This window comes from Paenibacillus sp. FSL P2-0121 (genome assembly GCF_037975345.1).
Taxonomy (GTDB): Bacteria; Bacillota; Bacilli; order Paenibacillales; family Paenibacillaceae; genus Paenibacillus_AQ; species Paenibacillus_AQ odorifer.
The window spans coordinates 5559374-5586242 of record NZ_CP150245.1; the positions used below are offsets into that span (position 1 = coordinate 5559374).

Sequence of the window (26869 nt, forward strand, 5' to 3'; positions counted from 1 at the left end):
AAGACACCTCCATTTTTAATATGTAATTCTACATTTTATCGTTTATTTCAACTGACTTAATTTTCCGTATAAATTTAAAGTATCCCTAATCTGAGCCTGATCTGGATGACTAATGTCCTTTAATGGCGCCCCCATGACGATGATTATATACTCACGGTTATTCACTAACCCAAGTGTTGCCCAACATTGTCCAGCAGCAGATGTAGTTCCCGATTTACCTCCAATAATTTTGAAGCCGATTTGCTGATCTTCATTAAGGTACTTCAGTACCGTCGATTCTAACTGAATCCCTTCTGGATGGTCTGTTGTTGATGTCGTCAGGTATGTCTCTTGAGTAAACATCTTTTTAAAATCCTCGTTCGCTAATGCATAATCCAAAAGCTTTCCCACGTCTGAAGCGGTTGTATACTGATTGTCATCATGAAGGCCCTCAGGACTAGTGAAATGTGTACCATTTAAGCTGAATTCAGCGGCTTTATCATTCATCATCAAAACAAAATTTTCCACACTTCCCGCAACATGGACAGCTAAAGTGTTTGCCGCTTCACCACCAGAAGTGAGAAGCGTCCCATATAACAAGTCTTGGTAGGTAACCTCCTCATCTTCGCGAAATCCGGCCATAGAAGAGTTACTTGCAAGAAGCTCACCGAACGTTCTCCGGTCTACCGGCGCGATTACAGATAAGTCATCAACATGCTCAAGGGTGACAATTGCGGTCATAATTTTTGTCAGTGAAGCAGGATAAACCTTGGCTCCCGCACTTTCTTCGTAAATGGCTTGATCAGACTCTCTGTCATAGACATAAATATATGGACTGGCATAAGTGTTCTGTCCAAAGAATGGCAAGACCTTTTGTGAATCTAAATTCAGTTTACTTGCTGTTCCTATTAGCACTCCGAGAAGAACAATTGTGAATACTGATATTCTTACTAACTTGGGTTTCCTGTTCTTTAGCTTGCTACGTTCACCTTTCTCCATTTCCATTTTCTCCCTATTCTTCTTGGTACAAAGTATAGATTCAATACCTTAAAAATCTAGGTGTGTAGATCTTAAATTTTTCTTAAATAAATGGTTTGTGCTTTACTATTCTTCTCTACTTCATTAGTATCCAGCCGTACACGAACTTCAACCGAGCGTTATATATAAAATGTTTCAAATAAATAGTGACATCAAAAAAATATCATCTAAATATTTTACTGCAATGTTGGTATTGCCTAACGTTGATTCTTTCTTTGTAAATCACTCATATATCCCTTAATATGCTCCAATAACAAACCAGTAAATTTTAAGAATAAAAAAATATGATGTCACTATTTTAAGATTGATATATTGCAATTTAGCAATTATAATAAACACAACCTACTATATGAAAGGTGAATGAAATGAAAAAACTGCCTAGAATCAGTCAAAAAGAACAAGATGTGTTATTGGTTTTTTGGCGAGATGGCGGAAATTTAACCGCATCAGCCATCGCAGATAAAGGGGATGGATTGGGTATTAATACCGTTCAAGCAGCGGTTCGGAATTTATTGAAAAAGGAATATATTGAAATTTCTGACATTGTATATAGTGGCACCGTACTAACAAGAAGTTATAAGCCTGTTATAAGTGCAGAACAATATGCTGCATATCAGTTGCAAATTTTAAAAATAAATGCTAAGAATTTTTCAGTATCGAACTTTGTAGAACATTTTAAAGAAAATAATGAGTTAGATTGTTTAAAAGAATTGAAGTAGTTATATAAATCCAAGTTTAATCTCACCGTAGTTAAAGATAAAATTCATATAGGACGAGTATGAAAACTGAAAAATTAAGTATGTCAAGCATTTTGTTGATATATTATATAGACATCTGTTTATTCCTTCTTCGAGAATTACAACAATACAGGAGTATCAGATGTTTTTCCATTTTCACCTTTTGGACACTTTGTCAAGCACTGATTACTGCTTTGAGCTCTTTATATTATTTCAACAACTCACCTGCAAGAGCAGGCTCTTTAATGAATCCTTTATAGTTGTCTGCTTGAATGTCATACAGCTCCGCATATATTTTATTATTGCTAATCAGAAAATCATGATCACCCACAGCGTCTACTTTTCCTTCGTGTATTACAATTATTTGATCAATATTTTTTATATTAGTGAATCTATGAGTAATAATTATATTAATCCTCTCTGTTTTTTTATTTACCATATTTTCAAAGACTTCACTTTCTGTCTTAGCATCTAAAGCTGCTGTTGGTTCATCAAATACCATAACGTCTGCTTCCCGGACGAAACTTCTTGAGATAGCAAGTCTTTGCCATTGTCCTGTTGAAATATCCTCACTATTTTCCCATCCAATCAATAAATTTGTATCAAATTTCCTATTTAATTCATTAATAAAATCATGTGCTTGACCTAAGACGGAAGCTTCTATTATAACTGGCATATTGTTAATATTATCAACCATTGAAATTCCAATATTTTCTCTTATTGTAAGCGGAAACTTCACAAAATCCTGGAACATCGCGCTCATTTTCTCAAAATAGGCTTTCTTGTCGTACATAGTTCTATTAATGCCATTGATTAATATCTCGCCTTTTGTTGGTGCATATAACCCTAAAATGATCTTGATCAACGTAGTTTTTCCACTTCCGTTATATCCGACAACTGCATAATCAAATCCCTTTTTTAATGTCAAATTTATATCTTCTAATATATGGTTACATGAGCTTGGATATTTAAAATAAACTCCTATAAACTCAATTGAATCCACGACAAAATCCTTTATTAAATCCTCCCTAACTTCCTCGCTTTTTATTGAATTTATTTTGTTTAACCTCTCAAAGCTCAATAAATACAAACAATTTTCATATAGTGTCAAAGCACAGCTTATTAAATTGATCAAAGCATTTTGCAGCTTGGTAGCAGTTTCAATACTCATTATGATCACACCGATTGACAGTTTACTCATAATACCATTAACAACTATAATTATTTTCAATAAATAGGTCAGTAAATGTTGAATAGAATCACCTACTGTAGATTTTATAGTCAAAGTTCTTTTTACATTTTTATCTTGCTCAATTATCTTTTCAAAAATATTATTAATGATATTCTGTATAAAAGATATGTTGGAAAATAATTTCATTTCTTTGAAATTTTCATATGTAACTATCATATCCTTTAAAGAACTATAGTACCTAGTTTTTTCATATCGTTTATCATATACTTCAAATAACTTTGACATAGATTTTAAATTAATTATTGTACTTGGGACTATTGATAGTATGATGATAATCACTATACTTATCTGGTAAGATGCCAATATACTTATTGTACCAACGAATAAAGTCATATTCATGATAATCTCAACAATGTTATTCAAAATACCTATACTTCTCACTGTTGACTCGTCATTTGTTTTTTGGATGTCATTATGTAGTCTTGGATCTTCGAAATCTTGCATTTCCATGCTGTCTACAATTTCAATAGTTTTATTTGTTATATACTTATCAACTAATACAGTATAAATTTCCTTTACATAATTTGTAGTTTTATTAATAATTAATTTTATTAGTACAATAATGAAATGAAGAAGAAAGAGATATATTATGATAATATAATCTTTGTTGTCATTTATTAAAAGAGAACCTATTTGATCTATTATATGCTGCCATACAATTAAGTTTATGATATCAGGTAAAGCCATAACAGAACTTAAAACTAAAATTAATATGAAGTATTTTTTTGAAGAGGCGAATAATACGCTTAGAGTAGTTTTTATAATAGCAAAGTAGTTACTAAAGTGTCTAAAATTGTTGAATTTCTTCATCTCAATTATCCTCCAGTATTAATTGTGTTCTAAGTACTAAGGACGTGACTAAACCCTGAAGAATAATGTGGTATGGATATTGTATTTCAATATAGGTCATAGCCTTCTGAAGAGTAACTCCAGTCTAACAACCTTAGATTTGAATACAACAGTGTCTTCGTCGGTATTGGACGAAGACACTGTTGTATTGTGAAACTCAATTTCTTGCCGCGTCGGAGTTATACGCGTTGTTTACAGAACCGACGCAAGAGCAATTACAATCAGGTTCTGAAATTTTATTTAACTGAATAGTTCGTTAATTGAGAATTACACATACTGCTGGTTTGTAAAACTAGTTTCTTGCTGCGTCTTGGTTAGCCGCTTCATTTACAGAACCGATGCAAGAGCATTGACAACCAGTTCCTGAAACCTTAGTAGCTGCTTGGTTCGCTAATTTAGAGTTACACACACATGGCGCACGAAAAGCTATGCTCTCATTGTCAATAGCTTGCTGTTGATATGGATTCATAATTTTCAGCATATTCTCACCTCCTTTCATTATGTATTTATCCAGGTTTAAATGAGAACAATTAAACCGAGAAATTAATTGTTATAAAAGAACATCTTCGTTAAAGATTGCTAATTGTTCCGGTGATGTCCTAAGTAAGTTGTGATAATTCCTTAAACTACGTTCTGTTGTACTTCTATAATATTCACACTCTGCAAGATCAGGTTCCCTGACTCCCGAAGAATCCATTCTGTCTACATAACAACTACTACAAAGTTTAGCAGCCCAACAATCAGAGCAAATATTTTCCCAAACTTCGGAAAATTCATAAACATATTTTTTATAAATCTTTTCCTCAATAATCCCTTGATTTATATTTCCTATTGAAGGACTGTTTCCTATCCTTTCACATGCGAGAAAATCGCCATCTGCGGAAACAAATAATCGTCGGGATCCAACAACACAACAACCGTTCATTGGCACAAAATTAGTAGCTCTTTTTGTTACGCTTCTTTTATGAATTCTATCAAGTGAATTAAAGATAGTTTGTTCTTTAATTTCTTCCAAATTGCTAGTAATACTGATTTGCTTATCCTGCCATTGTCGTAGCGATTGGTCATTATAATCGGAGCTTTTAAGCAATTCTTCAGGCACAGTACCAGGACCGGCATAACCTAATTGATATCGGAAATCTTCATGAGTAAAATCTAAATTTGTAAAAAAGTCATCTATTTGAGAAACCTTTTCTTCGCTAAACGGAGGCATGTACACCGCATTTGCACTTATGTGCATTTCCTTACCATTTTTTCTAGCTACACTATTTAATAATTTGAATTTCTTGAAAACGTCATCAAATGAGCCTGAGCCATTCTTATAGACTCGATACATATCATGTATTTCTTTGGGACCATCAATGCTACAAAGAATAGATAAATTGTCAACGGTAGAAAAATATTCAGCCATTTTGGGGGTTAATACAGACAAGTTAGTAGTAAAAGAAAATTGTATAGTCCTTCCTGCTAAAGCAACCTTCGAGTATTCAATAACTTCTTTTAATAGCTCGAATTCAAGTAAAGGCTCTCCACCGTAAAAAGTAATAGAAACTTCCTGCTGATCCCCATAAAGTTTCATGTAATCAATAGATTTAAGCGCCGTATCAGATGACATTCTTTTTGAAGTAAACGCCCGATTGTGAGGATACCCATCATGGTATATACAATAGCGACAACGCATGTTGCATTTTCCAGTTAATTCTAAAATGAGTTGCGTTGTCCCTGTATTCATTTCATTTTTTATATACTCTAGGGATATGTCATTATATAAGTGCTTAATTTTGAATCCTTTGAATAAATCCTCCTCATTAATTGAAGTCATTAATTCATCTACATTAACGTTGTGAGCATAAATATATTGATTTAATTCATCTAAGCTTTTATTAGAGGAAATTAACAATTCAAATAACTGAGCTATATCATTGTCAAGCATCACAACCTTACTTGTACCACTATCGTAGAAGTAGTAAAAGTTATGTTCAGAGAATATCTTCCCTATGGAAAGTGCTGTTTGTGCTGGTTTTTCTTTTTTGTATTCTTGGATGTAATTAAAGAGTTCTGAAAAGTTTTCGAAGTTATCTTTATATAGATCCATTTCATTACCTCCTGCCATTAAAATACAACTCTTGAATATTATTATAGTAACATATTAAAAAAATATCAACACATTAATTTTTTAATATGTTACTTTCGGTCTTACCACATCTAGGTTATGAAGTTTAGTAGGCGAAAACTCTACTTGATAAGACTAAACCGAGCCCCATATTTTAATAGACAACTTCGCATAGAAACCTGCAACACTCTAAATCAAAAAAGAGCAGCATAAGCGCTGCTCTTTTTTGCTAGGCTAGAATCGGAGTCTTAATACTTGAATTCATACGAATAGGAGTTTATTGTCTCCAGAACCGTACTATTTTCCACAAATTTTGTTATATGTACCACCCGGTAGGTATTCCCGGAATTGACATAGTTAAACCCGTTCGAAGCATGTGAGCCCATGCTCGAGAAAGACTAGGTCCAAGACTTCACATCAGACCATTGATTGCTGCTGTTTTACCTCTTTTGTAGGGTGAGAGTAATAGAAGTATCATAATCCGTATAAATCTTTATTGTTCTCCCACTCTCGATAGTCAGCGAAACAGATGTCACCGAGATATACTATAAAGGGTATTATTATCTTCTCCTGTACAGCAGGTTCAGCATATTCTACTCTCTAAGGTCATGCAAATAAAGATTTCTTCGTAATTCCCCTCTATTTTTTTCTTATTCAGATGTTTCTTCATACTCCACTTCCGCCATTCTTAAGAAGCAGCTTCATTGCTCTGCGCCTGGCTCTGGTCAAATAAGATCTAATATTCACCGCTTGGACATCCATAGAAGCAGCAAGCTTGTGATCACTCCATTCAAGAATGTACTTGTTATACAATAAAGTCTGATCCCGTTCTGATAACTCACTGAGTATCTTGGCAATCTCTGTGTAATCCTCCTTGAGGCTATACATCTCCTCGATGCTAGGCTGCTTGTCGGCTATTTGCTCTATACTGTCAGCGGTTATCCCTGAAGAGGTATGATTCAGATGTCTTTTGCGCTGCTTCGCATGATTAATACTAGTATTATGTACGGTATGGACCAGATAGGATACTTGTTTATGCAGGTCTAGGGAACGCAATAATGCGGCTTTACTGATTAGTCTGACGAAGGACTCCTGTATCATATCATCAACAACATCATAGTCCTGCAAGATCTCATAAGCCTTCTTTTTCATAATAGGATAATACCTATCGTATAGCTCTGTTAGAAATACAACATCCTCGTTAACTTCTACAGTAGATAGGATGGTGAAGAACATGAATATTCTCACTCCCTTTAATTTACATTATAATACATAATAATAGTTTATCCACCTTATTATGGAAGTGATGTATGATTCACAATATATGCTACTAGAAGCATTCAGCGAAACAAAAAGACCACTCTAAATAGCTATATTTAGAAAATAAAAAAAACTTGTAAAATTGCTGGAAGCAATCTTACAAGTTTTTTTCGATATACCGGTGAGAGGACTCGAACCTCCACGGTTTCCCTCTCGATTTTGAGTCGAGCGCGTCTGCCATTCCGCCACACCGGCAAAGTATTAAGTTAAAATATGGCGCGCCCTGAGAGATTCGAACTCCCGGCCTTTTGATTCGTAGTCAAACGCTCTATCCAGCTGAGCTAAGGGCGCAAAATTTATATGGAGCGGACGACGGGAATCGAACCCGCGACCCTCGCCTTGGCAAGGCGATGCTCTACCGCTGAGCCACGTCCGCACACGGTATGTATTGATGTCCGACTCACTAAAGAAGTGAGCCATGAAGGACTCGAACCTTCGACACCCTGATTAAAAGTCAGGTGCTCTACCAACTGAGCTAATGGCTCATAAAGCAAGAAAATGGCGGAACCGACGGGATTCGAACCCGCGGTCTCCTGCGTGACAGGCAGGCATGTTAGGCCAACTACACCACGGTTCCAGAAGAATAATTGCTTAATGAAAATTGGTTGCGGGGGCAGGATTTGAACCTGCGACCTTCGGGTTATGAGCCCGACGAGCTACCGGGCTGCTCCACCCCGCGTCAGTAAAAAAAGTATTAATTCCCTTGGATCCCCCGGAAAGTATCCGGAATCCTCAGTGAAGCATTAACTTCACTTTTGGGGATGTGTTATGGTGGAGGCTGAGGGGATCGAACCCCCGACCCTCTGCTTGTAAGGCAGATGCTCTCCCAGCTGAGCTAAGCCTCCATATAAAGAAGCAACTTAATTATCATAACATAATCAAATCTGTAATGCAACCATTTTTTCTAGAAGTCTGATGCTGTTTCAAGAAGAAGTGGTGACCCGTATGGGATTCGAACCCATGTTACCTCCGTGAAAGGGAGGTGTCTTAACCCCTTGACCAACGGGCCGTTTTAAAAACAAATTGTTTTGACAACAAAAAAGATTATATCATGTATTATTAAGTATAGCAATACCTAAACTAATTATTTTTCTTTTTACTCTTCCCTAGGTAATAGATTGATATGAAGCTTTTGAGCTATTATCTCAACGATTTCACCTATAGTTCTATCATTCGTGTCTAGATGCTGCTTAAATACCTCGTGATCAAGCCCTCTGATGCACCTGTCGATCTGCTGAGCAGCCCAAGAGTCTTTTCCTTCACTCTAATGCTTAATCTCTTAAGCAAGGTCTCTCGGGAGGCACACAAACTAAAATGATAAAGCTCTATACCTCCATCAATTAACTTGCCGATGATTTCCCTGCAATAATCCGGATTCACTAGGGTCATAGGTACGATAATTATTCCATCATATTCGCTAGCTATATTTTTCTTCGATAAATTTCATTTGCGGTTTCTGTCTTCGCTGGACCAAAAGCACCATTTATCCATATAATCATGATCATTTGCCTCCATGATACTAATTTTCATTCAAAAACCACTTCACAGTGATTGCCTATCCTTATAATAAGCTGCTAAATATCGTACAAAAAGACCACTGTCGATTACTCAACAGTGGTCTTGCGTGCTTGGCAACGTCCTACTCTCCCAGGACCCTTCGGTCCAAGTACCATCGGCGCTGGAGGGCTTAACGGTCGTGTTCGGGATGGGTACGTGTGGAACCCCTCCGCTATCGCCACCAAACATGGGCATTTGCGCGTAAATGCATCAGGTTCATCGCCAAATGCTGAATGAATTCATCATCACACAGTCATTTGGACTATATAAATCTGAGCTTGATTCCTGAAAACTGAATCCGAAACGAATCTGCATTCTACGTATAGGATAAGCCCTCGACCGATTAGTATTGGTCAGCTCCATGCATTGCTGCACTTCCACCTCCAACCTATCTACCTCGTCGTCTTCAAGGGGTCTTACTAATTGGGAAATCTCATCTTGAGGGGGCTTCACGCTTAGATGCTTTCAGCGCTTATCCCGTCCGTACGTAGCTACCCAGCCATGCTCCTGGCGGAACAACTGGTGCACCAGCGGTACGTCCATCCCGGTCCTCTCGTACTAAGGACAGCTCCTCTCAAATTTCCTGCGCCCACGACAGATAGGGACCGAACTGTCTCACGACGTTCTGAACCCAGCTCGCGTACCGCTTTAATGGGCGAACAGCCCAACCCTTGGGACCTACTTCAGCCCCAGGATGCGATGAGCCGACATCGAGGTGCCAAACCTCCCCGTCGATGTGGACTCTTGGGGGAGATAAGCCTGTTATCCCCAGGGTAGCTTTTATCCGTTGAGCGATGGCCCTTCCATGCGGTACCACCGGATCACTAAGTCCGACTTTCGTCCCTGCTCGACTTGTAGGTCTCGCAGTCAAGCTCCCTTATGCCTTTGCACTCTGCGAATGATTTCCAACCATTCTGAGGGAACCTTGGAACGCCTCCGTTACTCTTTAGGAGGCGACCGCCCCAGTCAAACTGCCCGCCTGACACGGTCCCCGTACCCGGTAAGGGTACTAGGTTAGAACCTAGATACGATCAGGGTGGTATCCCAACGGCGCCTCCACCGAAGCTTGCGCTCCGATTTCTACGGCTCCCACCTATCCTGTACAGATCGTACCCAAATTCAATATCAAGCTGCAGTAAAGCTCCATGGGGTCTTTCCGTCTTGTCGCGGGTAACCTGCATCTTCACAGGTATTAAAATTTCACCGGATCTCTCGTTGAGACAGCGCCCAAGTCGTTACGCCATTCGTGCGGGTCAGAATTTACCTGACAAGGAATTTCGCTACCTTAGGACCGTTATAGTTACGGCCGCCGTTTACTGGGGCTTCGGTTCATAGCTTCGGGTTACCCCTAACCACTCCCCTTAACCTTCCAGCACCGGGCAGGCGTCAGCCCGTATACTTCGCCTTGCGGCTTCGCACAGACCTGTGTTTTTGCTAAACAGTCGCTTGGGCCTTTTCACTGCGGCCCCCTCGTGCTATTCACACTACCGGGGCACCCCTTCTCCCGAAGTTACGGGGTCATTTTGCCGAGTTCCTTAACGAGAGTTCTTCCGCGCGCCTTAGAATTCTCTTCTCGCCTACCTGTGTCGGTTTGCGGTACGGGCACCTTCTCCTGGCTAGAGGCTTTTCTTGGCAGTGTGAGATCATGACCTTCGCTACTACAATTTTCGCTCCCCATCACAGCCCAGCCTTAACGATGTGCGGATTTGCCTACACATCAGCCTCACTGCTTAGACGGACATCCATCAGTCCGCGTCACTACCCTCCTGCGTCACCCCATCGCTCATAGCGGATTACGGTGGTACAGTAATTTCAAACTGTTGTCCTTCGACTACGCCTTTCGGCCTCGCCTTAGGTCCCGACTTACCCTGAGCGGACGAGCCTTCCTCAGGAAACCTTGGGCTTTCGGCGGATCAGATTCTCACTGATCTTTTCGTTACTCATACCGGCATTCTCACTTGTGTAGTGTCCAGCGCTCTTTTCAGTACACCTTCAACCCCTACACAACGCTCCCCTACCCCAGATACATAGTATCTAGCCATAGCTTCGGTGGTGTGTTTAGCCCCGTTACATTTTCGGCGCAGAGTCACTCGACCAGTGAGCTATTACGCACTCTTTCAATGGTGGCTGCTTCTAAGCCAACATCCTGGTTGTCTGTGCAACTCCACATCCTTTCCCACTTAACACACACTTGGGGACCTTAGCTGATGGTCTGGGCTGTTTCCCTTTTGACAATGGATCTTAGCACTCACTGTCTGACTCCCGGCAATAAGTATATGGCATTCGGAGTTTGACTGAGCTTGGTAATCCTTGCGGACCCCGCACCCAATCAGTGCTCTACCTCCACTACTCTTATACCGAGGCTAGCCCTAAAGCTATTTCGGGGAGAACCAGCTATCTCCGAGTTCGATTGGAATTTCTCCGCTACCCCCACCTCATCCCCGCACTTTTCAACGTACGTGGGTTCGGGCCTCCAGTGCGTGTTACCGCACCTTCACCCTGGACAGGGGTAGATCACACGGTTTCGGGTCTACGTCCACATACTCAATCGCCCTATTCAGACTCGCTTTCGCTGCGGCTCCACCTTCTCGGCTTAACCTTGCATGTTAAACGTAACTCGCCGGTTCATTCTACAAAAGGCACGCCATCACCCATTAATAGGGCTCTGACTTTTTGTAAGCACACGGTTTCAGGTTCTATTTCACTCCCCTTCCGGGGTGCTTTTCACCTTTCCCTCACGGTACTGTTTCACTATCGGTCGCCAGGTAGTATTTAGCCTTAGCAGATGGTCCTGCTGGATTCATACGGGGTTTCACGTGCCCCGCACTACTCGGGATCCGTCTCGGAGAGAATACAGTTTAGGTTACAGGGCTTTTACCTCTATCGCGGGCCTTTCCAGACCTCTTCACCTACCATATTCCTTTGTAACTCCATGTGAGACGTCCCACAACCCCTAAGAGCAAGCTCTTAGGTTTAGGCTGTTCCGCGTTCGCTCGCCGCTACTGACGGAATCACTATTGTTTTCTCTTCCTCAGGGTACTTAGATGTTTCAGTTCCCCTGGTCTGCCTCTACATTTCCTATGTATTCAGAAATGAGTAACTGCGAATTACCACAGCTGGGTTTCCCCATTCGGACACCCCCGGATCAAAGCTTGCTTACAGCTCCCCGAGGCAGTTTCGTTGTTCGCCACGTCCTTCGTCGGCTCCTGGCGCCTAGGCATCCTCCGTGTGCTCTTATTAGCTTAACCTTGATTTTTCCGCAGGAAAATATCATACGATGACATTCTCTTTGGAATCATCTCACTAATAACATTTACTTGTTTGCACAAGTTGCTAAAAGATGTTCTAAAACGCAAATTCGTTTCGGTATCCAGTTTTCAAGGATCAAGTCTTACTTGAGAGCTTAAACTCTCAAAACTGAGCAACGAGTGAGTAACAGGCCTAAACCTGAGATTGTGGAAGTTAAACTTCCGATTTGAATGTTCTCATTGCAGAGAACGATTCTCCATAGAAAGGAGGTGATCCAGCCGCACCTTCCGATACGGCTACCTTGTTACGACTTCACCCCAATCATCTACCCCACCTTCGGCGGCTGGCTCCCTTGCGGGTTACCCCACCGACTTCGGGTGTTGTAAACTCTCGTGGTGTGACGGGCGGTGTGTACAAGACCCGGGAACGTATTCACCGCGGCATGCTGATCCGCGATTACTAGCAATTCCGACTTCATGCAGGCGAGTTGCAGCCTGCAATCCGAACTGAGACCGGCTTTGATGGGATTGGCTCCACCTCGCGGCTTCGCTTCCCGTTGTACCGGCCATTGTAGTACGTGTGTAGCCCAGGTCATAAGGGGCATGATGATTTGACGTCATCCCCACCTTCCTCCGGTTTGTCACCGGCAGTCACTCTAGAGTGCCCAACATTACTTGCTGGCAACTAAAGTTAAGGGTTGCGCTCGTTGCGGGACTTAACCCAACATCTCACGACACGAGCTGACGACAACCATGCACCACCTGTCTCCTCTGTCCCGAAGGCCGCTGCTATCTCTAGCAGATTCAGAGGGATGTCAAGACCTGGTAAGGTTCTTCGCGTTGCTTCGAATTAAACCACATACTCCACTGCTTGTGCGGGTCCCCGTCAATTCCTTTGAGTTTCAGTCTTGCGACCGTACTCCCCAGGCGGAGTGCTTACTGTGTTAACTTCGGCACCAAGGGTATCGAAACCCCTAACACCTAGCACTCATCGTTTACGGCGTGGACTACCAGGGTATCTAATCCTGTTTGCTCCCCACGCTTTCGCGCCTCAGCGTCAGTTACAGCCCAGAAAGTCGCCTTCGCCACTGGTGTTCCTCCACATATCTACGCATTTCACCGCTACACGTGGAATTCCACTTTCCTCTTCTGTACTCAAGCCACCCAGTTTCCAGTGCGACCTCAGGTTGAGCCCAAGGTTTAAACACCAGACTTAAATAGCCGCCTGCGCGCGCTTTACGCCCAATAATTCCGGACAACGCTTGCCCCCTACGTATTACCGCGGCTGCTGGCACGTAGTTAGCCGGGGCTTTCTTCTCAGGTACCGTCACTCCGGTAACAGTTACTCTACCGGACGTTCTTCCCTGGCAACAGAGCTTTACGATCCGAAAACCTTCATCACTCACGCGGCGTTGCTCCGTCAGGCTTTCGCCCATTGCGGAAGATTCCCTACTGCTGCCTCCCGTAGGAGTCTGGGCCGTGTCTCAGTCCCAGTGTGGCCGTTCACCCTCTCAGGTCGGCTACGCATCGTCGCCTTGGTGGGCCGTTACCCCACCAACTAGCTAATGCGCCGCAGGCCCATCCCTCAGTGACAGATTGCTCCGTCTTTCATTCTTCTCTCAGGAGAAAAAAGAAATTATCCGGTATTAGCTACCGTTTCCGGTAGTTATCCCAGTCTGAAGGGCAGGTTGCCTACGTGTTACTCACCCGTCCGCCGCTAAGTTATTTTGAAAGCAAGCTTTCAAAATAACTCCGCTCGACTTGCATGTATTAGGCACGCCGCCAGCGTTCGTCCTGAGCCAGGATCAAACTCTCCAATTAGTATTGAAAAGAGCGATATGCTCATTTTGAAACATCTGACGAGAAAATTAATTCTCTAATTTTGGATTTCACTTACGTGATTTCCTACTCACTCGTTGTTCAGTTTTCAAAGATCAAGTTCTCGTTGGCGCCGTTTAATGTCTCAGCAGCAACTCTTATAATATATCATGCTTTCTGATTTATTGCAACTTTTTTTTCAAAGTTCTTTGCAATCTAATTCAGATTAACACTCACCAACCGAAAGCTTTATAGTTCCTCTTTGCGACTGGATTTATAATGTACCATATATCCCTATATAAAAACAATACTTAAAAATTTATATTTTATAAATAAGTGCTTTTGCCCCACTTTATTTAACATCTTTTATCCCTATTTACCTATAAAAAAACGTGTAGATTCTTAGGATACAGAATCTACACGTAAGTCAAACAACGGCTTAATATATAAATTTATTAGTTTGAAATCCAAGGATTTCTACGTTTTTTAGTACTCGCTGCTGAACCTTGAGATTTCGTAGCAGCTTTGCTTTTCTTGCTGCTAGGTTGACCTGAAGTCTTTGCTTTTTTGCCTGTTACTGTTTCCTTTGCTACATTCCCCTTATTCTTGAGAGAAGCGTTAGAAGTTGACTCATCAGTCTCTGTTCTAGCCGTTTCGGGAGATTCCTGCACGAACGCTTCAGGTTCTTGAATTTCCGGCACCCGATTATGCTGCGAATAATTACCTATCCCTGGATACTGCGGATTGGATGGAATATTAGAGTTATCCGGTCCACCAAATGCTCCAAGCGTAGAAGTAGGTACCATTCCCTGATTAGGCATTCCTGCTCCATATGCGGAAAAAGCGTTTGGATTCCCATATTCAGGATAGGTGTTATATACAGGCATGTCATATGAATAAGTTTGCACTGGTTGAATATGCACGCCTCCGCACCCACAAGTTGGCCAAGGAAGGTTCGGCGTCTGTCCTCCATATTGAGGAACAGCATACGGGGAGAAATCCCCGCCAACATTCATGCCAGCAACATTAGCCTCCATCGGATTCCATTGTTCTGGGCTTATGTTTGGCGCGGCATTTGGATTCCATTGCTCTGGGCTTATGTTTGGCGCGGCATTTGGATTCCACTGTTCCGGGCTTATGTTTGGCGCGGCATTTGGATTCCACTGTTCTGGACTCATATTAGAATACATATTGCCCGAAAAATAACATGGTGAAATACATTCTGGTGCATAAGCCATTGGCTGAACATAACTTGGTGCCCAGTTCATGTTCATATTAGGGCTATTTTGATATGAATCATAGAGATAAGGATTTCCTCCCAGGCCCGGGTATCCGTTGGAATTGTCCCATGAGCAATCATTGTCTGCTTTCTTCTCAGCTTTAGGTGCTTCTTGTTGAGCAATCGGTTCTTGATTTGGAACCGTAATCTGAACAAATAAACTCTGCATTTCAATTTCTTGCACTGGAGCAACTTCCATTTGCATATTAGGCGCAGGATTGGGTGCAATGTTTTGTGTATTAATAGGGGCGATGTTTAGCGATGGGTGTGGTGCAGAATTGGATTCAGGTGAGATATTTGTCACTGGTTTAGGTGCAGGTTTAGCTTCTGGCTTGGTCTCTGGTTTTACTTCTGGTTTAGTTTCTGGTTTAGGTGCAGGCACTACCTCAGCAGCAGGCTGTTCTTTAGGACCTGTATATTCCTTGCCACCCACCTGCGTTTTCTCTGAGGCGTTAGAAGGTGTATACCCAGGCTGTGTCGGTGAGGTATTGGATACTTTTTTAGGAATATTAACTACTTCCCCTAGCATAAGTACATTTGGATTCTTTAGTTGGGGATTGGCCTCAACCATATCCTTTAAAGGAATTCCCCAGGCTTTAGATAATTTCCACAAGGTATCTCCTTGTTTAACGGTGTGCTTGTAGTAAACTTCACTGTTCTCCGGTACGGATACAGGGGCCGTAGGTATTTTTACTTTGTCTCCAACCGCTAACACATTCGGATTACTGATCTGCGGGTTTGCTTCAATAATTTTTTGTAACGGCACTCCGTACTTTTGCGATAAGGCATACAAACTATCGCCTTGTTTGACAATGTGTATTTTCACGTAGCATTAACCTCCTAAAAGTTTTGTGGAGTATTGCTTTCTTTACAGCTACACAGCAAAACTGACTTCGAAAGCAAACACCCTTTTCATGGAACATTGCTCTCTTACAAAGTTATATGCGGTACAGCCGCCTCCTTCGTTACTACATCTTATGCAGCCCATGGGCGAATGACATCCCCGAAATAAAAAAAATCCTTTCATGATCCATGAAAAGATTAACCGGAGACTCCCGTTTTCTTCTGCATGTATGCATAAAAGGACTTCTGATGCGTATTCAATGCTATTTACATTGTATGATTAGTCTTTATTCCCAAACCTTATAGCCATCTTTATCAACCACATTACGGAACTCTTCGAGCAGCTTCAAAGTGATTGGACCCGCTTGTCCTTCACCAATGATCCGGCCGTCAATTTCACGTGCTGCAATAACCTCAGCAGCTGTGCCAGTGAAGAACACCTCGTCCGCTATATAAACATCATGCATTGTGAACGGTTCTTCTTTCAGTTTAATACCTAATTTCTCACAGAGCTCAATGATCGCCAGACGGGTAATTCCTTCAAGGGCTCCCAAGTAACATGGAGGAGTGAAAACTACACCATTTTTGATGATGAAAATGTTATCGCCCGATCCCTCAGTAACATAACCTTGAGCGTTCATCATGATGGCTTCGTCGGCTTCTGCCAAGTTGGATTGGATTTTTACTAGGATATTGTTTAGGTAATTAAGCGATTTGATCTTTGGATTGAGCGCATCCGGAATATTACGGCGTTGGGACACAGAAACTGCACGAAGTCCGTTCAAATACGCTTGTTCTGGGTAAATAGCCAGTTGCTCAACGATAATAATTACACTAGCTTTTGGACAACGGCGTGGATCAAGCCCTAAGTTCCCTGGTCCCCGGGACACGATCAGTCGAATATAGCCGTTACGCATGTCGTTAAGACGAATCGTTTCAGCCATAGCTTCCAGCATCTCATCATACGTTAGCGGAATGTCCAGCATGATCGATTTTGCCGAATCATACAGTCTGTCCAAATGCTCTTTACATTTAAAAATATTGCCGTTATAGATACGGATACCTTCAAAAATACCGTCTCCATACAAAAAACCGTGATCAAAAACGGATACCTTTGCATTTTCCTTCGTTACGTGTTGTCCATCCAAATAGATCCATTGCTCAGCCATGAATTTACTGCACCTCCGCTTTCTCTTCCTCATAGGTGTATGTGGGATACGAGCCCAGAATCCTTACCTGACAGCCTAAAGCACTAATTTCTTCAATAGCCCCTGGCAGCAGAACAGATTCTATCGGTTCCAGCACATCAATATAAAAATAATAAGTACCCAGCTTCTTCTTCGTTGGTCGTGATTCAATACGCGATAAATTCAGTTTCCGCCAGGAAAAAGCAGCAAGCACCTGATGCAAGGCACCTGGAAAATCCTCTGGCAGCGTTACTAGAACACTCGTCTTTACTCCTGTGCTGCTCCGCGGAAGATCTATCTTCTGTGGACCCACCAGGACAAACCGTGTGTAATTGTTGTTGTGATCTGTAATTTGCCGATCTACAATCTCCAGCCCATGAGTAGCGGCGCCAAGAGCGGTACCGATAGCAGCCCAGCCCTTGCCGGGATTGTTTTTGACGATTTCTACAGCTTCAGAGGTACTTCCAACCGACTCCAGTTCAGCCCAAGGGGCATGCTTACGAACAAATTGCATACATTGTGCCATTGCTACGGGATGCGAAAGGATTTTTACCATCTTGGTGAAATCCTTGTTGCCGTCTGTATCTGTGAATTCCCTTGGGTTACCGATAAGATTCTGTATCGATGGAAAAATCCATTCCGTCTGCATTGGCAGATCCACTTCATTGATGAGCCAATCGATGTGAAGACTAACTGAGCCTTCAATGGTATTTTCAATCGGAATCACGCTGTAATCGGTGGTACCATTCGCCGTAGAGAGAAATACATCGGAAATTAACTTGTGATGCACAAGCTTTACAGGTTCACCGTTAAACAAATGCAGCAGCGCTTCGTGGGATACCGAGCCCTGCGGCAATACCGCTATTGATTTCATGACCGTACTCCTTTTATCATATCCAAAAATGATACGTTTTGCATCTCGTTTATTTCAAGCAGCTCTGTAGTAACTCCAGAAGCACAAGGTGTTAACCAGCAGGTCCGAGCGGAAATGCCATGTTCCTGCATCGTATTCTTCAAGAAGGCCTCAAGCTCACTCTTACGGGTCTCTTGGCGATCCACTAAACATAGCAGAGTCGGTCCAGCACCGCTAAGTGCGATCCCTAAAGCACCGTGTTCAGGAGCTTCTGCGAGCAGCTTCTCCATGCCCGGTATAAGCGGTGCACGATACGGCTGATGCAGGCGATCCTGCATCGCTCTGCTAAGCAGGTCAAGCCGGCCTGATGCCAGCGAAGCCGTCAATAGAGAGGTTCTGCTGATGTTGTACACAGCATCACTAACTGAGATTTCTGTTGGAAGCAATCCCCGCGCTTTTGTGGTTTCCAGTTCGAATTCAGGAATAACCACCAGCACCTCAAGATTTTGTGGTGGTTCTAGCCGAACATAATCCGCATGTTCACCATCCCACACCGCAGTAATAATGCCGCCAAACAAGGAGGCACCCACATTATCGGGATGTTTCTCAAGCTGGGTAGCCATATCAAACAGCTTAGCATTATCCAGCGGAGAGCCAATCATTGTGTTCGCTGCGGCCATTCCGCCAATAATAGCTGAGGCACTGCTGCCGAGTCCACGCGTAAGCGGAATTTCCGAGTACATGGATATCGATAATTCAGGCACCGTAACGCCTGCCTCTGCAAATACCATTTGAGCGACCTTATAGAGTAAATTGCTCTTATCCTGAGCCACTCCATTCATCTCATCACCATATAGATGAAAAACAGTCTCCTCTGCTTCCTCCATCTCAATCCAGGCATATAGCGGCAAAGCCATACCCAGAGTATCGAAGCCCGGACCAAGATTGGCAGTACTAGCAGGCACTTTAATCCTAGCTCTTCCGTAAATACTCATAACAGGTACAATCTCCTTACTATGTTTTGAAATATGAAAGTATTAGTTCAGTGGCTTGGTTAACCTTCCACACGATAATGGCTCTTAATCCGGCGGATGACTTTCAGCTCCTCGAAATGGCGCAGCACTTTGTTCATGCTTGCTTTACTAGCGTTATGAGTGACAATAATGATCTCCGCATCAGGATTATTGGGATTGGCTTGCTGAACTACTGAATCCAAACTCACATCATATTCGGCAAACACTTGAGTAATCTTAGCCAATACCCCTGCTTTATCATCAACATGCAGAAGCAAAAAGTTTTTATAAAAAATAGCTTCATCACTCTTAAGCTTTTTCTGCTTGTAAGGTACTTTTTGCTTCAATCCATTCACACCTAGTTTAAGGTTCTTAATGACAGCTACCAAATCAGCTACCACTGAGGTTGCAGTTGGCATTGCGCCCGCACCCGCACCGTAGAACATGGTCTCTCCCACTGCTTCCCCGTATACGTAAACTGCGTTGAACACGCCATTGACGGAAGCCAAGGGATGACTAGCCCGAATCAAGGTTGGCTGAACACTGATGCTGAATTCTTCATCCTGACGTTCAGCGATGCCTAACAGCTTAATTTCATATCCGAGACGTTTCGCAAAGGCGATATCCGCCTTACTCACCTGAGAAATCCCACTCACACTTACATCATGCAGCTCCACGTTAGTACGGAAACCTAAGGTTCCGAGAATCGCCATTTTGCGGGCAGCGTCCAGGCCTTCCACATCCGAGGTTGGATCAGACTCTGCGTATCCCAGATCCTGCGCTTCTTTTAACACATCATTATAGGATGCGCCTTCTTGGCTCATTTTGGTTAGTATGTAATTAGTCGTTCCATTCACGATACCTATAATCTTCATAATCTTATCTGAGGAAAAGCCCTCGATAAGTGTGCGGATAATCGGAATGCCTCCTGCTACGCTAGCCTCATAAAAGACATCACATTGCTTCTCCTGCGCCTTAGCAAGAATCTCCGAGCCGTGCAGCGCCATCAAATCCTTGTTCGCAGTTACGACATGTTTACCGCGTTCCAAAGCTTCAAGAATATATTCTTTGGTTCCCGCGATTCCCCCCATAACTTCAACGATGACATCAATTTCAGGATCACGAATCACATCCCATGGATCTGTCGTTATTTTAGCAGGATCAACCTCGATTTCGCGTGGTTTATTAGAATTATTCACAGCTATACGTTCAATGACAATTGAAGAGCCTACCTGGCTGCTTAAATCCTCTTGATTCCCTTCCACGATACGAACTACACCTGTGCCTACTGTTCCCAGGCCCAGCAACCCCACTTTAACCGGCTTCATCTGTCTCCTCCTAAAAGTTTACGAATATAGTTCCTATCCCTGTCCAACGATTAAAGCACGCTTCACTCCTGGAATCTCTTTCAGACTATCCAGCATCTCTCCGAGTTCCTCATTTAAGTGTGAAATTTCTACGGAGATCACCACATTTGCCCGCCCTTGCAGCGGAATACTCTGGTGAATCGTCAACACATTAGCCCCATGTCCCGCTACAGAGCCTAGTACCTTGGAAAGCATTCCAGATTCGTGCTCCAAATCCATGGAAATCGTAACGATCCGCTCTCGTTCGAGCTGATGGATCAAGTGAATTCCATCCTTGTATTTATAAAAAGCGCTTCGGCTTAATCCCACCTGCTCTACACCTTCATTTACGGTCTTCGCATCCCCGGCCTCAAGCAATTGTTTAACCTGCATAGTCTTAAGTACAGCATCAGGCAATATGTCCTCCCGGACCAAATAATAGCGTTCTCTCACGAACGTCCTCACCTCAAAGACTTTTGTGTTTTCTTAGTGGACATTATATCGGAAAAGGCTTGTAAAATGCAATAACTTTATCTGGATGCTCCAAGGCCGGGTAGTTAGGTGTAGTAAAACCCCCGGATTCCCGGGGGCAGAAGGCAATCGTATGTACACTAACTGTATGGAATCGTCGTCCCGCAATAGTCACAGATTTTATCCTGCCCTGGAAGTACTCTACTCTTAGCACCGCAACTCGGACAAACGATGGATTTCGGCAGTTGGACAGGTGGCTTAGGCCTATTCTCCGACAATGACTGCCGCCCAGATGATGGCTGGTTCTCTGATGCCGCGGAGGGCTGTGCCCGGTCAGGATGTACAAGATTGGGCGGTTGTTTATCTAAGAGCTTAACACGTCCTTCATAATAGACAAGATCAGAAGCAAGTAACCCCCATCTCACCAAATACCGTAGGTCTCTACGTACATCATCTTCACTTTGTCTCGTGATATCAGCTAAATTACCAATATGTCTAACATCATCCACTACGATCAGCATGAGATACTTCTTGCACAGAAAATCAAAGTTTTCTGTTGCAAAGGTAGCCCTCCCTGCAAAGCTGTCCGCCGGAATTATAAAGATCACGTAGAGGACCACCAGAATGATCAATAAAGTGTACCACTTAAAATCCCCTTTGTAGGTCCCCACGGCGAAGAGGACAGCAAGTTCCATAAAAGCTCCCATACATACATGATAGAGCAATTTGTAGTTAAATGATTTCCTCTCATTCTTATAATGAGTGCTTACAAAACGAAGCATCGCAAGTACAAACCCAAGCGGAGCAAACAAATAGGCAATCGCCATGATGATTCGATCAAACACTGTCCGGTCTCGCTTGTTACGGTAGCGAAGGTTATTCTCAGGCGCACGCACCAGTGCTTGTGCCCGTTTGGAATAAATAAGCTTCGGCGGCAATTTTACAAATGGATTGTCTACACGTCCTTCATAATAAACAATATCTGGAGAAAGCACTCCCTGATCTTTTAAATATTCCAAAACCTCGCGGACATTCTCTTCACTGAATCCGCGAATATCGGATAGGCTGCCGATATGCCTTATGCCGTCCACAAGAACCAATGCGATATAGTCATTGCAAAGATAGGTGAATCCCTCTCTCCATCCTACGGCCCTAACCGACAATTTGATGGCGGGAATCCTAAACAATGCGTAGATAATCACCAGCCTGATCAAGAGTGCGACATAATCGATTTGACCGAGTAGCTTGCTAATAATGAAATAGATCGCCAATTCTACAAAGGCACCCATACACGCATGATAAAACAGGTTAATATTGCTTGCTTTGCGCTGTCTCTTGGAATGTGTAGATAATAACCGAATGGCAGCCAATATAAAGCCAACCGGAGCAAATACATACGCAAACACAATAGTCGTATAATCAAACGCCGTCCGCTCATATTCATGCTTGTACACAGGTTTTCCCGATGTCGGCGGCTGTCTGCGTATATCCAATCCACTCATTTTGTCTTTAATCCCCTTATTTATGTAATCCTATATGCGATGCAGCTAATCTGTTGGTTGACGGCATTAATTGTACGGGATCTTCGTTCCACAGTAATCACAGCTTTTAGATTGGCTTGGGAGCACAGTATTCTGGGCTCCGCACCCCGGACAACGGATAGACTTAGGCAGTTGCGGCGGAGACTGAGGCTGCGCAGGTATCTGCTGCCCCGATGCTTGGGTTCTCCCCGTTCCTCCAAAGCCCGAAGTACTTTCAGGGTAACCTTGATTAGCTGCTGATGGTTCTGGCGTCTGGCGCCCTTCGGATAATGCGACATCAATATCAAGCAGTCCTTTATCCTTCAGATACTGGACATCTCTCCGTACATCACTTTCACTTTGGCCTATTCGTTCAGATATACTGCCAATATGCCGGATATTCTTATTTTGAATCAGCTCTATATAAGAAGTGTTAAGCTTAGAAAGGGTATATTTAGCTTTCGCTGTCACACTGGCCAGTATAAAAGCTGGAGTCAAAAACATGATTGCAATTAAAATAAGCGTTGATACTAATTCAGAAGTTCCAAATTCCCCATTGAGCGCACTAGAAAACATAGCAATAGAAAGTTCAACAAACCCACCAATAAATACATGCATCAGCAGATTGAGGTTAGTCGGTCTGCGGTAATTTTTGTAATGCGTTGTCATCAAACGTAACAAGGCAAGCACAAGTCCAACTGGCATCAGCAGATAAGCAGCCGCGAGAATAACATAATCAAACCCGGTACGTTCGTATTTAAGCCGGGGAACGGCTGCATTTCCTCCCGGGAGCGGTGACGGCTCTTGTAGGTTCAAACTGTTCATGTAGTAAACTCCTCCTATTTAAGTGCCGCTAATTCACGGTTACGCCGCTGAAGTGTAGACTTTATACTCTCTGACATCTCATTTACTTCTACCTGCCAGCCCTCATGTGGCTCTTGGGTCGCCAGCAGTAGCTTCACGTGATCATGTAACAGAGAAATCTGCTGCTGCAGAATATCCTCTGTAGCATATAAAGACGGTTCTGATATCGGATCACTGTACTTAAATTTTTCCTCCAACATATCTAACACGTTCACTAGCTGCTCGGATTCGGAATTCTTCCAGCTACTAGCCAGCTCACTCATTTCAGTTAATTCGTTCTGATACCGCCGAAACTTTTGTAAAGACCTTTTGGCTTGCTGTTCCCCTGCCCCAGCATTCCACCCGTAAAGCCCTATCGCGGCCAAAGTGATCGCTCCTAACACAAGAATCAGCAATTGTTCGGCTGCGTACCACAAGGCGGGTAACTCCAGCAGCCAATCGAAGAGTAAGGCCGATACAAATACGATGGCTGCATAGATTCCCGTAATGATTGCGCCGCTGATAAGAACAGGCGGAGTCTGCTGAATGCTACTTGCCGTTCGGAGCCAAAAAATACAATAGCCATAGATTACACTTTCTGCTAGCAGAACCGCGGATAAAGAAATTATGAACCGAAACAGTGAGTCAGAGAAACCTAATCCAATAAACGAGAAGACTGTCAGTACTATAGCTACCGCATAAATGATGGTAATAATGTATATATATCTCCTGCTTTTGTTCATTAGGTCCTCCTTAGCCTGCTTTTGTTCCGCACTCTGCACAGAATTTTTGTCCAGCTTTCAGCTCATGTCCACAGCCGCTGCATTTAATCACCATGCTGTCTCCACAATGAGGACAGAATTTCACCCCTGGCGCTACCATAGTCCCACATTTACCGCAAGCTTTAGGCATTTCTTTTCCACAGGAGACACAAGAAGCCGCTCCCTCAGGATTATCTGCTTTACAGGATGGGCAAGGACGATAAGGATTCCCGCAACCTGGACAGAACTTAGCTCCCGCATTTAGTTCATGCCCGCATTCAAAACATTTGATCTTGTTCGCAGAGGGAGAACCTTGCGGGTTGCCTCCAAGCGCCTGCCCACAACCGCTGCAGAACCGTCCCTCTACTGGATTCATAACTCCACACTTAGAGCAGGAACGCTGCTCTTGACGTATAACTGTAGTCCCTGAATCCAAGTTCATCCCTCTAGTCATACGGTTCACCATATCCATAGCGGGTCCAGCAAATCCCATTCCAAGTCCAAGCCCCATCCCGGTGTTCATCATGCCCACTCCAAGATTGCCAGGATTACCTGCCGCTTCTTCCATCGTGTCAAAACCACGCTCCTGCTGATAGGTGAAGCCCATGATATCCATTTCCGCTTTTTTAGCCAAAGCTTCCTTCAAACGAATCGTTGCCGGATCATCCTCTGGAATATTGATCGAATCAATATAGAAATTATTCAGCTCAATGCCATTATCCAAGAAAGCCGAGGCTAGTCGGCCCTGAATATGTTTGGAGATCTCTGCAACATAAGCATTAATCTCCAGTATGCTGATTTGCTTGTGCACAAGGTAAGAAGAAATAAGTTCATTTATATTCGACATCAGCAGTCCGCGGAAATAACTGATAAGCGTTTCATGATCAAACTGCGGGAGCGTCCCTACGAGCTTCAGCAAGAATTTTCGCGGATCATCGATTTTTACACCAAACTGCCCAAAAGAACGAACAGAAATCATAATTTTGTATTTGGGATCCTGAAGCTGTAAAGGTGAGCTTGTTCCCCATTTGACATTCATCGAATTCGTCTTATTCACATACCATACTTCAGCCGTAAATGGTGATTTTCCACCAAAAGGAAGATTAACGATATTGGATAAAATAGGTATATTAGCGGTGCTTAGCGTGTGCCGCCCAGCTGTAAAAGAATCAAGCGCTTGTCCGCCCTTGAATAGAATCGCTTCCTGGGATTCATTAACGATTAGTTGTGTCCATGTCCCCAGCTCCTGGTTAGGATATTTCCATGCAAATATACCTGGAGGACCGTCATACTTCACCACTTCTATAATTGCCATCTGCTATTCCTTCTTTCATTATCTTATATATAAATAACGTGTACGCTCCCAAATGGGAATTAGTGTATTTCGATATTTATTGTATACGATATATATCGTGTTTTGGGTTCTTTTATTGAAAAAAATTACTGATCTCCTCACAAAAAAAGCGCCAACTATGCTATCCCTTTACAGGAAAACCATAGTTGGCGCTTCATAGTCAGCTAAATATTAATAGTAGCTGCTGTTCTCAACGAATTCGAATTCGAAATCAGCGATACGGACAATCGTTCCTTCTACAGCACCACGTTTACGAAGCTCGGCATCTACACCCATATGACGCAAAGTCCGTGCCAGCTTGAGAATCGCATCATGTGTGCTAAGCTGCATGCGCTTCAGCATACGTTCGATACGTGGGCTTGTGACCACAAACGCCTCGTTATCACGTGTAATAGTAAACGAATTATCCTCTTCTGCTTCCAGCTTATACACCTTACGTTCAGTAGTTTCAGCAACTTCCTCAACCACCGGCGCAACCGGAATGCTGTCGAGAATATCCGTTGCACGATATAGGAGCTCCTGAACACCCTGACGGGTAAGGGATGAAATTGGCATGATTTCTAAATCCGGCCGCACCTCAGCTACGCGTTCGCGGAAAGAAATAAGATTCTCTTCTGATTCAGGCATATCCATCTTATTCGCCGCCACAATCTGCGGACGATCGATTAGACTAGCATTGTACTGCTTCAGCTCATCATTAATTAGAACCCAATCCTCGAAGGGATCACGGCCCTCAGAGCCAGACATATCAACTACATGAATGATGATACGCGTACGTTCAACGTGACGCAGGAATTCGTGACCCAGACCTATGCCTTCACTAGCTCCCTCGATTAATCCAGGCAGATCCGCCATCACAAAGCTTCGGCCATCCCCAACATCCACTACCCCTAAATTCGGTGTAATTGTTGTGAAATGGTAAGCTCCGATTTTGGGCTGAGCAGCGGACACAACCGACAGCAACGTAGATTTACCCACACTCGGGAAGCCTACAAGCCCTACATCAGCCATTACCTTAAGTTCCATAACAACATAACGCTCTTGGCCTTCTTCACCGTTCTCCGCAAGCTCTGGTGCAGTATTATTAGCTGTGGCAAAACGGGTGTTACCCCGGCCTCCACGGCCTCCACGTGCAACTACAACCTGTTGTCCATGACGCGTCATATCGGCAATGATCTCTTGCGTATCATCGTCAATCAGAATGGTTCCTGGCGGAATACGAACGATCATATGATCCGCATTCGCTCCATGTTGGCTTTTGTTCCGTCCTTTAATCCCTTTGTCAGCTTTGAAGTGGCGCTGATAACGGAAGTCCATCAACGTGCGCAGTCCCTCATCTACACGGAAAATAACGTCGCCTCCACGGCCTCCGTCACCACCGGCAGGACCACCCTCCGGTACATATTTCTCCCGGCGAAACGCAACGAGACCATCCCCGCCGTCACCGCCTTTAACATAAATCTTAGCTTTATCTACGAACATAAATGT

Annotated in this window: 18 protein-coding genes, 8 tRNA genes and 3 rRNA genes; 1 reads left to right on the plus strand and 28 read right to left on the minus strand. The window is 43.2% G+C overall.

Annotation, left to right across the window (positions count from 1 at the left end; genetic code table 11):
* Positions 1–42: 42 nt before the first annotated feature.
* Positions 43–978 carry a serine hydrolase gene (locus MKY54_RS24565; RefSeq protein WP_036687470.1) on the minus strand — a complete coding sequence of 312 codons (936 nt, stop codon included), beginning with the start codon at positions 976–978 and terminating at the stop codon, positions 43–45.
* A 404-nt stretch (positions 979–1382) separates the two neighbouring features.
* Here MKY54_RS24565 and MKY54_RS24570 point away from each other — a divergent pair, with 404 nt between their 5' ends.
* Positions 1383–1736 (plus strand): BlaI/MecI/CopY family transcriptional regulator, encoded by a 354-nt coding sequence (locus MKY54_RS24570; protein WP_051491512.1) that lies wholly within the window; start codon positions 1383–1385, stop codon positions 1734–1736.
* Positions 1737–1962: 226 nt separating this feature from the next.
* On the opposite strand, the gene MKY54_RS24575 is transcribed toward MKY54_RS24570, so the two are convergent.
* The 27 genes from MKY54_RS24575 to obgE all read right to left on the minus strand — a co-directional run bounded on the left by MKY54_RS24575 (position 1963) and on the right by obgE (position 26863).
* Complete coding sequence (locus MKY54_RS24575) at positions 1963–3816, minus strand: ABC transporter ATP-binding protein (RefSeq protein ID WP_036687469.1); 1854 nt, start codon at positions 3814–3816, stop codon at positions 1963–1965.
* A gap of 331 nt (positions 3817–4147) precedes the next feature.
* Positions 4148–4336 (minus strand): hypothetical protein, encoded by a 189-nt coding sequence (locus MKY54_RS24580; protein ID WP_036687467.1) that lies wholly within the window; start codon positions 4334–4336, stop codon positions 4148–4150.
* A gap of 69 nt (positions 4337–4405) precedes the next feature.
* Positions 4406–5950, minus strand: a complete 1545-nt coding sequence (locus tag MKY54_RS24585; RefSeq protein WP_076130852.1) for a radical SAM protein — start codon at positions 5948–5950, stop codon at positions 4406–4408.
* A gap of 684 nt (positions 5951–6634) precedes the next feature.
* Positions 6635–7204: a sigma-70 family RNA polymerase sigma factor gene (locus MKY54_RS24590; RefSeq protein ID WP_036687464.1), complete on the minus strand. Its 570-nt coding sequence runs from the start codon at positions 7202–7204 to the stop codon at positions 6635–6637.
* Between the two features lie 200 nt (positions 7205–7404).
* Positions 7405–7483 (minus strand) — tRNA-Leu (locus MKY54_RS24595).
* Positions 7484–7502: 19 nt separating this feature from the next.
* Positions 7503–7579 (minus strand) — tRNA-Arg (locus MKY54_RS24600).
* Positions 7580–7589: 10 nt separating this feature from the next.
* Positions 7590–7664 (minus strand) — tRNA-Gly (locus MKY54_RS24605).
* Between the two features lie 36 nt (positions 7665–7700).
* A tRNA-Lys gene (locus tag MKY54_RS24610) sits at positions 7701–7773 on the minus strand.
* Positions 7774–7787: 14 nt separating this feature from the next.
* Positions 7788–7865, minus strand: a tRNA-Asp gene (locus MKY54_RS24615).
* 25 nt (positions 7866–7890) lie between these two features.
* A tRNA-Met gene (locus MKY54_RS24620) sits at positions 7891–7967 on the minus strand.
* Between the two features lie 90 nt (positions 7968–8057).
* Positions 8058–8133, minus strand: a tRNA-Val gene (locus tag MKY54_RS24625).
* Positions 8134–8222: 89 nt separating this feature from the next.
* A tRNA-Glu gene (locus tag MKY54_RS24630) sits at positions 8223–8297 on the minus strand.
* A gap of 170 nt (positions 8298–8467) precedes the next feature.
* A complete protein-coding gene (locus MKY54_RS24635) occupies positions 8468–8677 on the minus strand; it encodes a hypothetical protein (protein ID WP_143765096.1) in 210 nt (69 codons plus the stop codon).
* A gap of 237 nt (positions 8678–8914) precedes the next feature.
* Positions 8915–9031: ribosomal RNA gene (gene rrf / locus MKY54_RS24640) — 5S ribosomal RNA — on the minus strand.
* Positions 9032–9168: 137 nt separating this feature from the next.
* Positions 9169–12093: ribosomal RNA gene (locus tag MKY54_RS24645) — 23S ribosomal RNA — on the minus strand.
* Between the two features lie 263 nt (positions 12094–12356).
* Positions 12357–13914 (minus strand): 16S ribosomal RNA (locus MKY54_RS24650).
* The 16S, 23S and 5S rRNA genes sit together here, the layout of an rRNA operon.
* A gap of 452 nt (positions 13915–14366) precedes the next feature.
* Positions 14367–16016 carry a LysM peptidoglycan-binding domain-containing protein gene (locus MKY54_RS24655; protein ID WP_339188216.1) on the minus strand — a complete coding sequence of 550 codons (1650 nt, stop codon included), beginning with the start codon at positions 16014–16016 and terminating at the stop codon, positions 14367–14369.
* Positions 16017–16320: 304 nt separating this feature from the next.
* Positions 16321–17202 (minus strand): branched-chain-amino-acid transaminase, encoded by an 882-nt coding sequence (ilvE, locus tag MKY54_RS24660; protein WP_036685189.1) that lies wholly within the window; start codon positions 17200–17202, stop codon positions 16321–16323.
* Between the two features lie 4 nt (positions 17203–17206).
* Complete coding sequence (pheA, locus tag MKY54_RS24665; RefSeq protein WP_036685188.1) at positions 17207–18094, minus strand: prephenate dehydratase; 888 nt, start codon at positions 18092–18094, stop codon at positions 17207–17209.
* Positions 18091–19068 (minus strand): homoserine kinase, encoded by a 978-nt coding sequence (thrB, locus tag MKY54_RS24670; protein ID WP_076129384.1) that lies wholly within the window; start codon positions 19066–19068, stop codon positions 18091–18093. Before thrB ends, pheA begins: the two co-directional genes overlap by 4 nt.
* 59 nt (positions 19069–19127) lie before the next feature.
* Positions 19128–20414: a homoserine dehydrogenase gene (locus MKY54_RS24675; protein ID WP_036685184.1), complete on the minus strand. Its 1287-nt coding sequence runs from the start codon at positions 20412–20414 to the stop codon at positions 19128–19130.
* Positions 20415–20447: 33 nt separating this feature from the next.
* Positions 20448–20885, minus strand: a complete 438-nt coding sequence (locus MKY54_RS24680) for an ACT domain-containing protein (RefSeq protein ID WP_038573029.1) — start codon at positions 20883–20885, stop codon at positions 20448–20450.
* A gap of 158 nt (positions 20886–21043) precedes the next feature.
* The gene (locus MKY54_RS24685) at positions 21044–22405 is read right to left on the minus strand and encodes a hypothetical protein (RefSeq protein WP_339188218.1); all 1362 of its coding nucleotides are present in this window, start codon (positions 22403–22405) and stop codon (positions 21044–21046) included.
* Between the two features lie 66 nt (positions 22406–22471).
* Positions 22472–23248, minus strand: coding sequence for a hypothetical protein (locus tag MKY54_RS24690; RefSeq protein WP_038573031.1), 777 nt, complete (start codon positions 23246–23248; stop codon positions 22472–22474).
* A 14-nt stretch (positions 23249–23262) separates the two neighbouring features.
* Entirely contained in the window at positions 23263–24009 is a 747-nt protein-coding gene (locus MKY54_RS24695) for a hypothetical protein (RefSeq protein WP_076129386.1), read from the minus strand.
* A gap of 10 nt (positions 24010–24019) precedes the next feature.
* Positions 24020–25342: an SPFH domain-containing protein gene (locus tag MKY54_RS24700; RefSeq protein ID WP_038573034.1), complete on the minus strand. Its 1323-nt coding sequence runs from the start codon at positions 25340–25342 to the stop codon at positions 24020–24022.
* A 210-nt stretch (positions 25343–25552) separates the two neighbouring features.
* Positions 25553–26863 carry a GTPase ObgE gene (obgE, locus tag MKY54_RS24705; RefSeq protein ID WP_036685174.1) on the minus strand — a complete coding sequence of 437 codons (1311 nt, stop codon included), beginning with the start codon at positions 26861–26863 and terminating at the stop codon, positions 25553–25555.
* Positions 26864–26869: the final 6 nt, after the last annotated feature.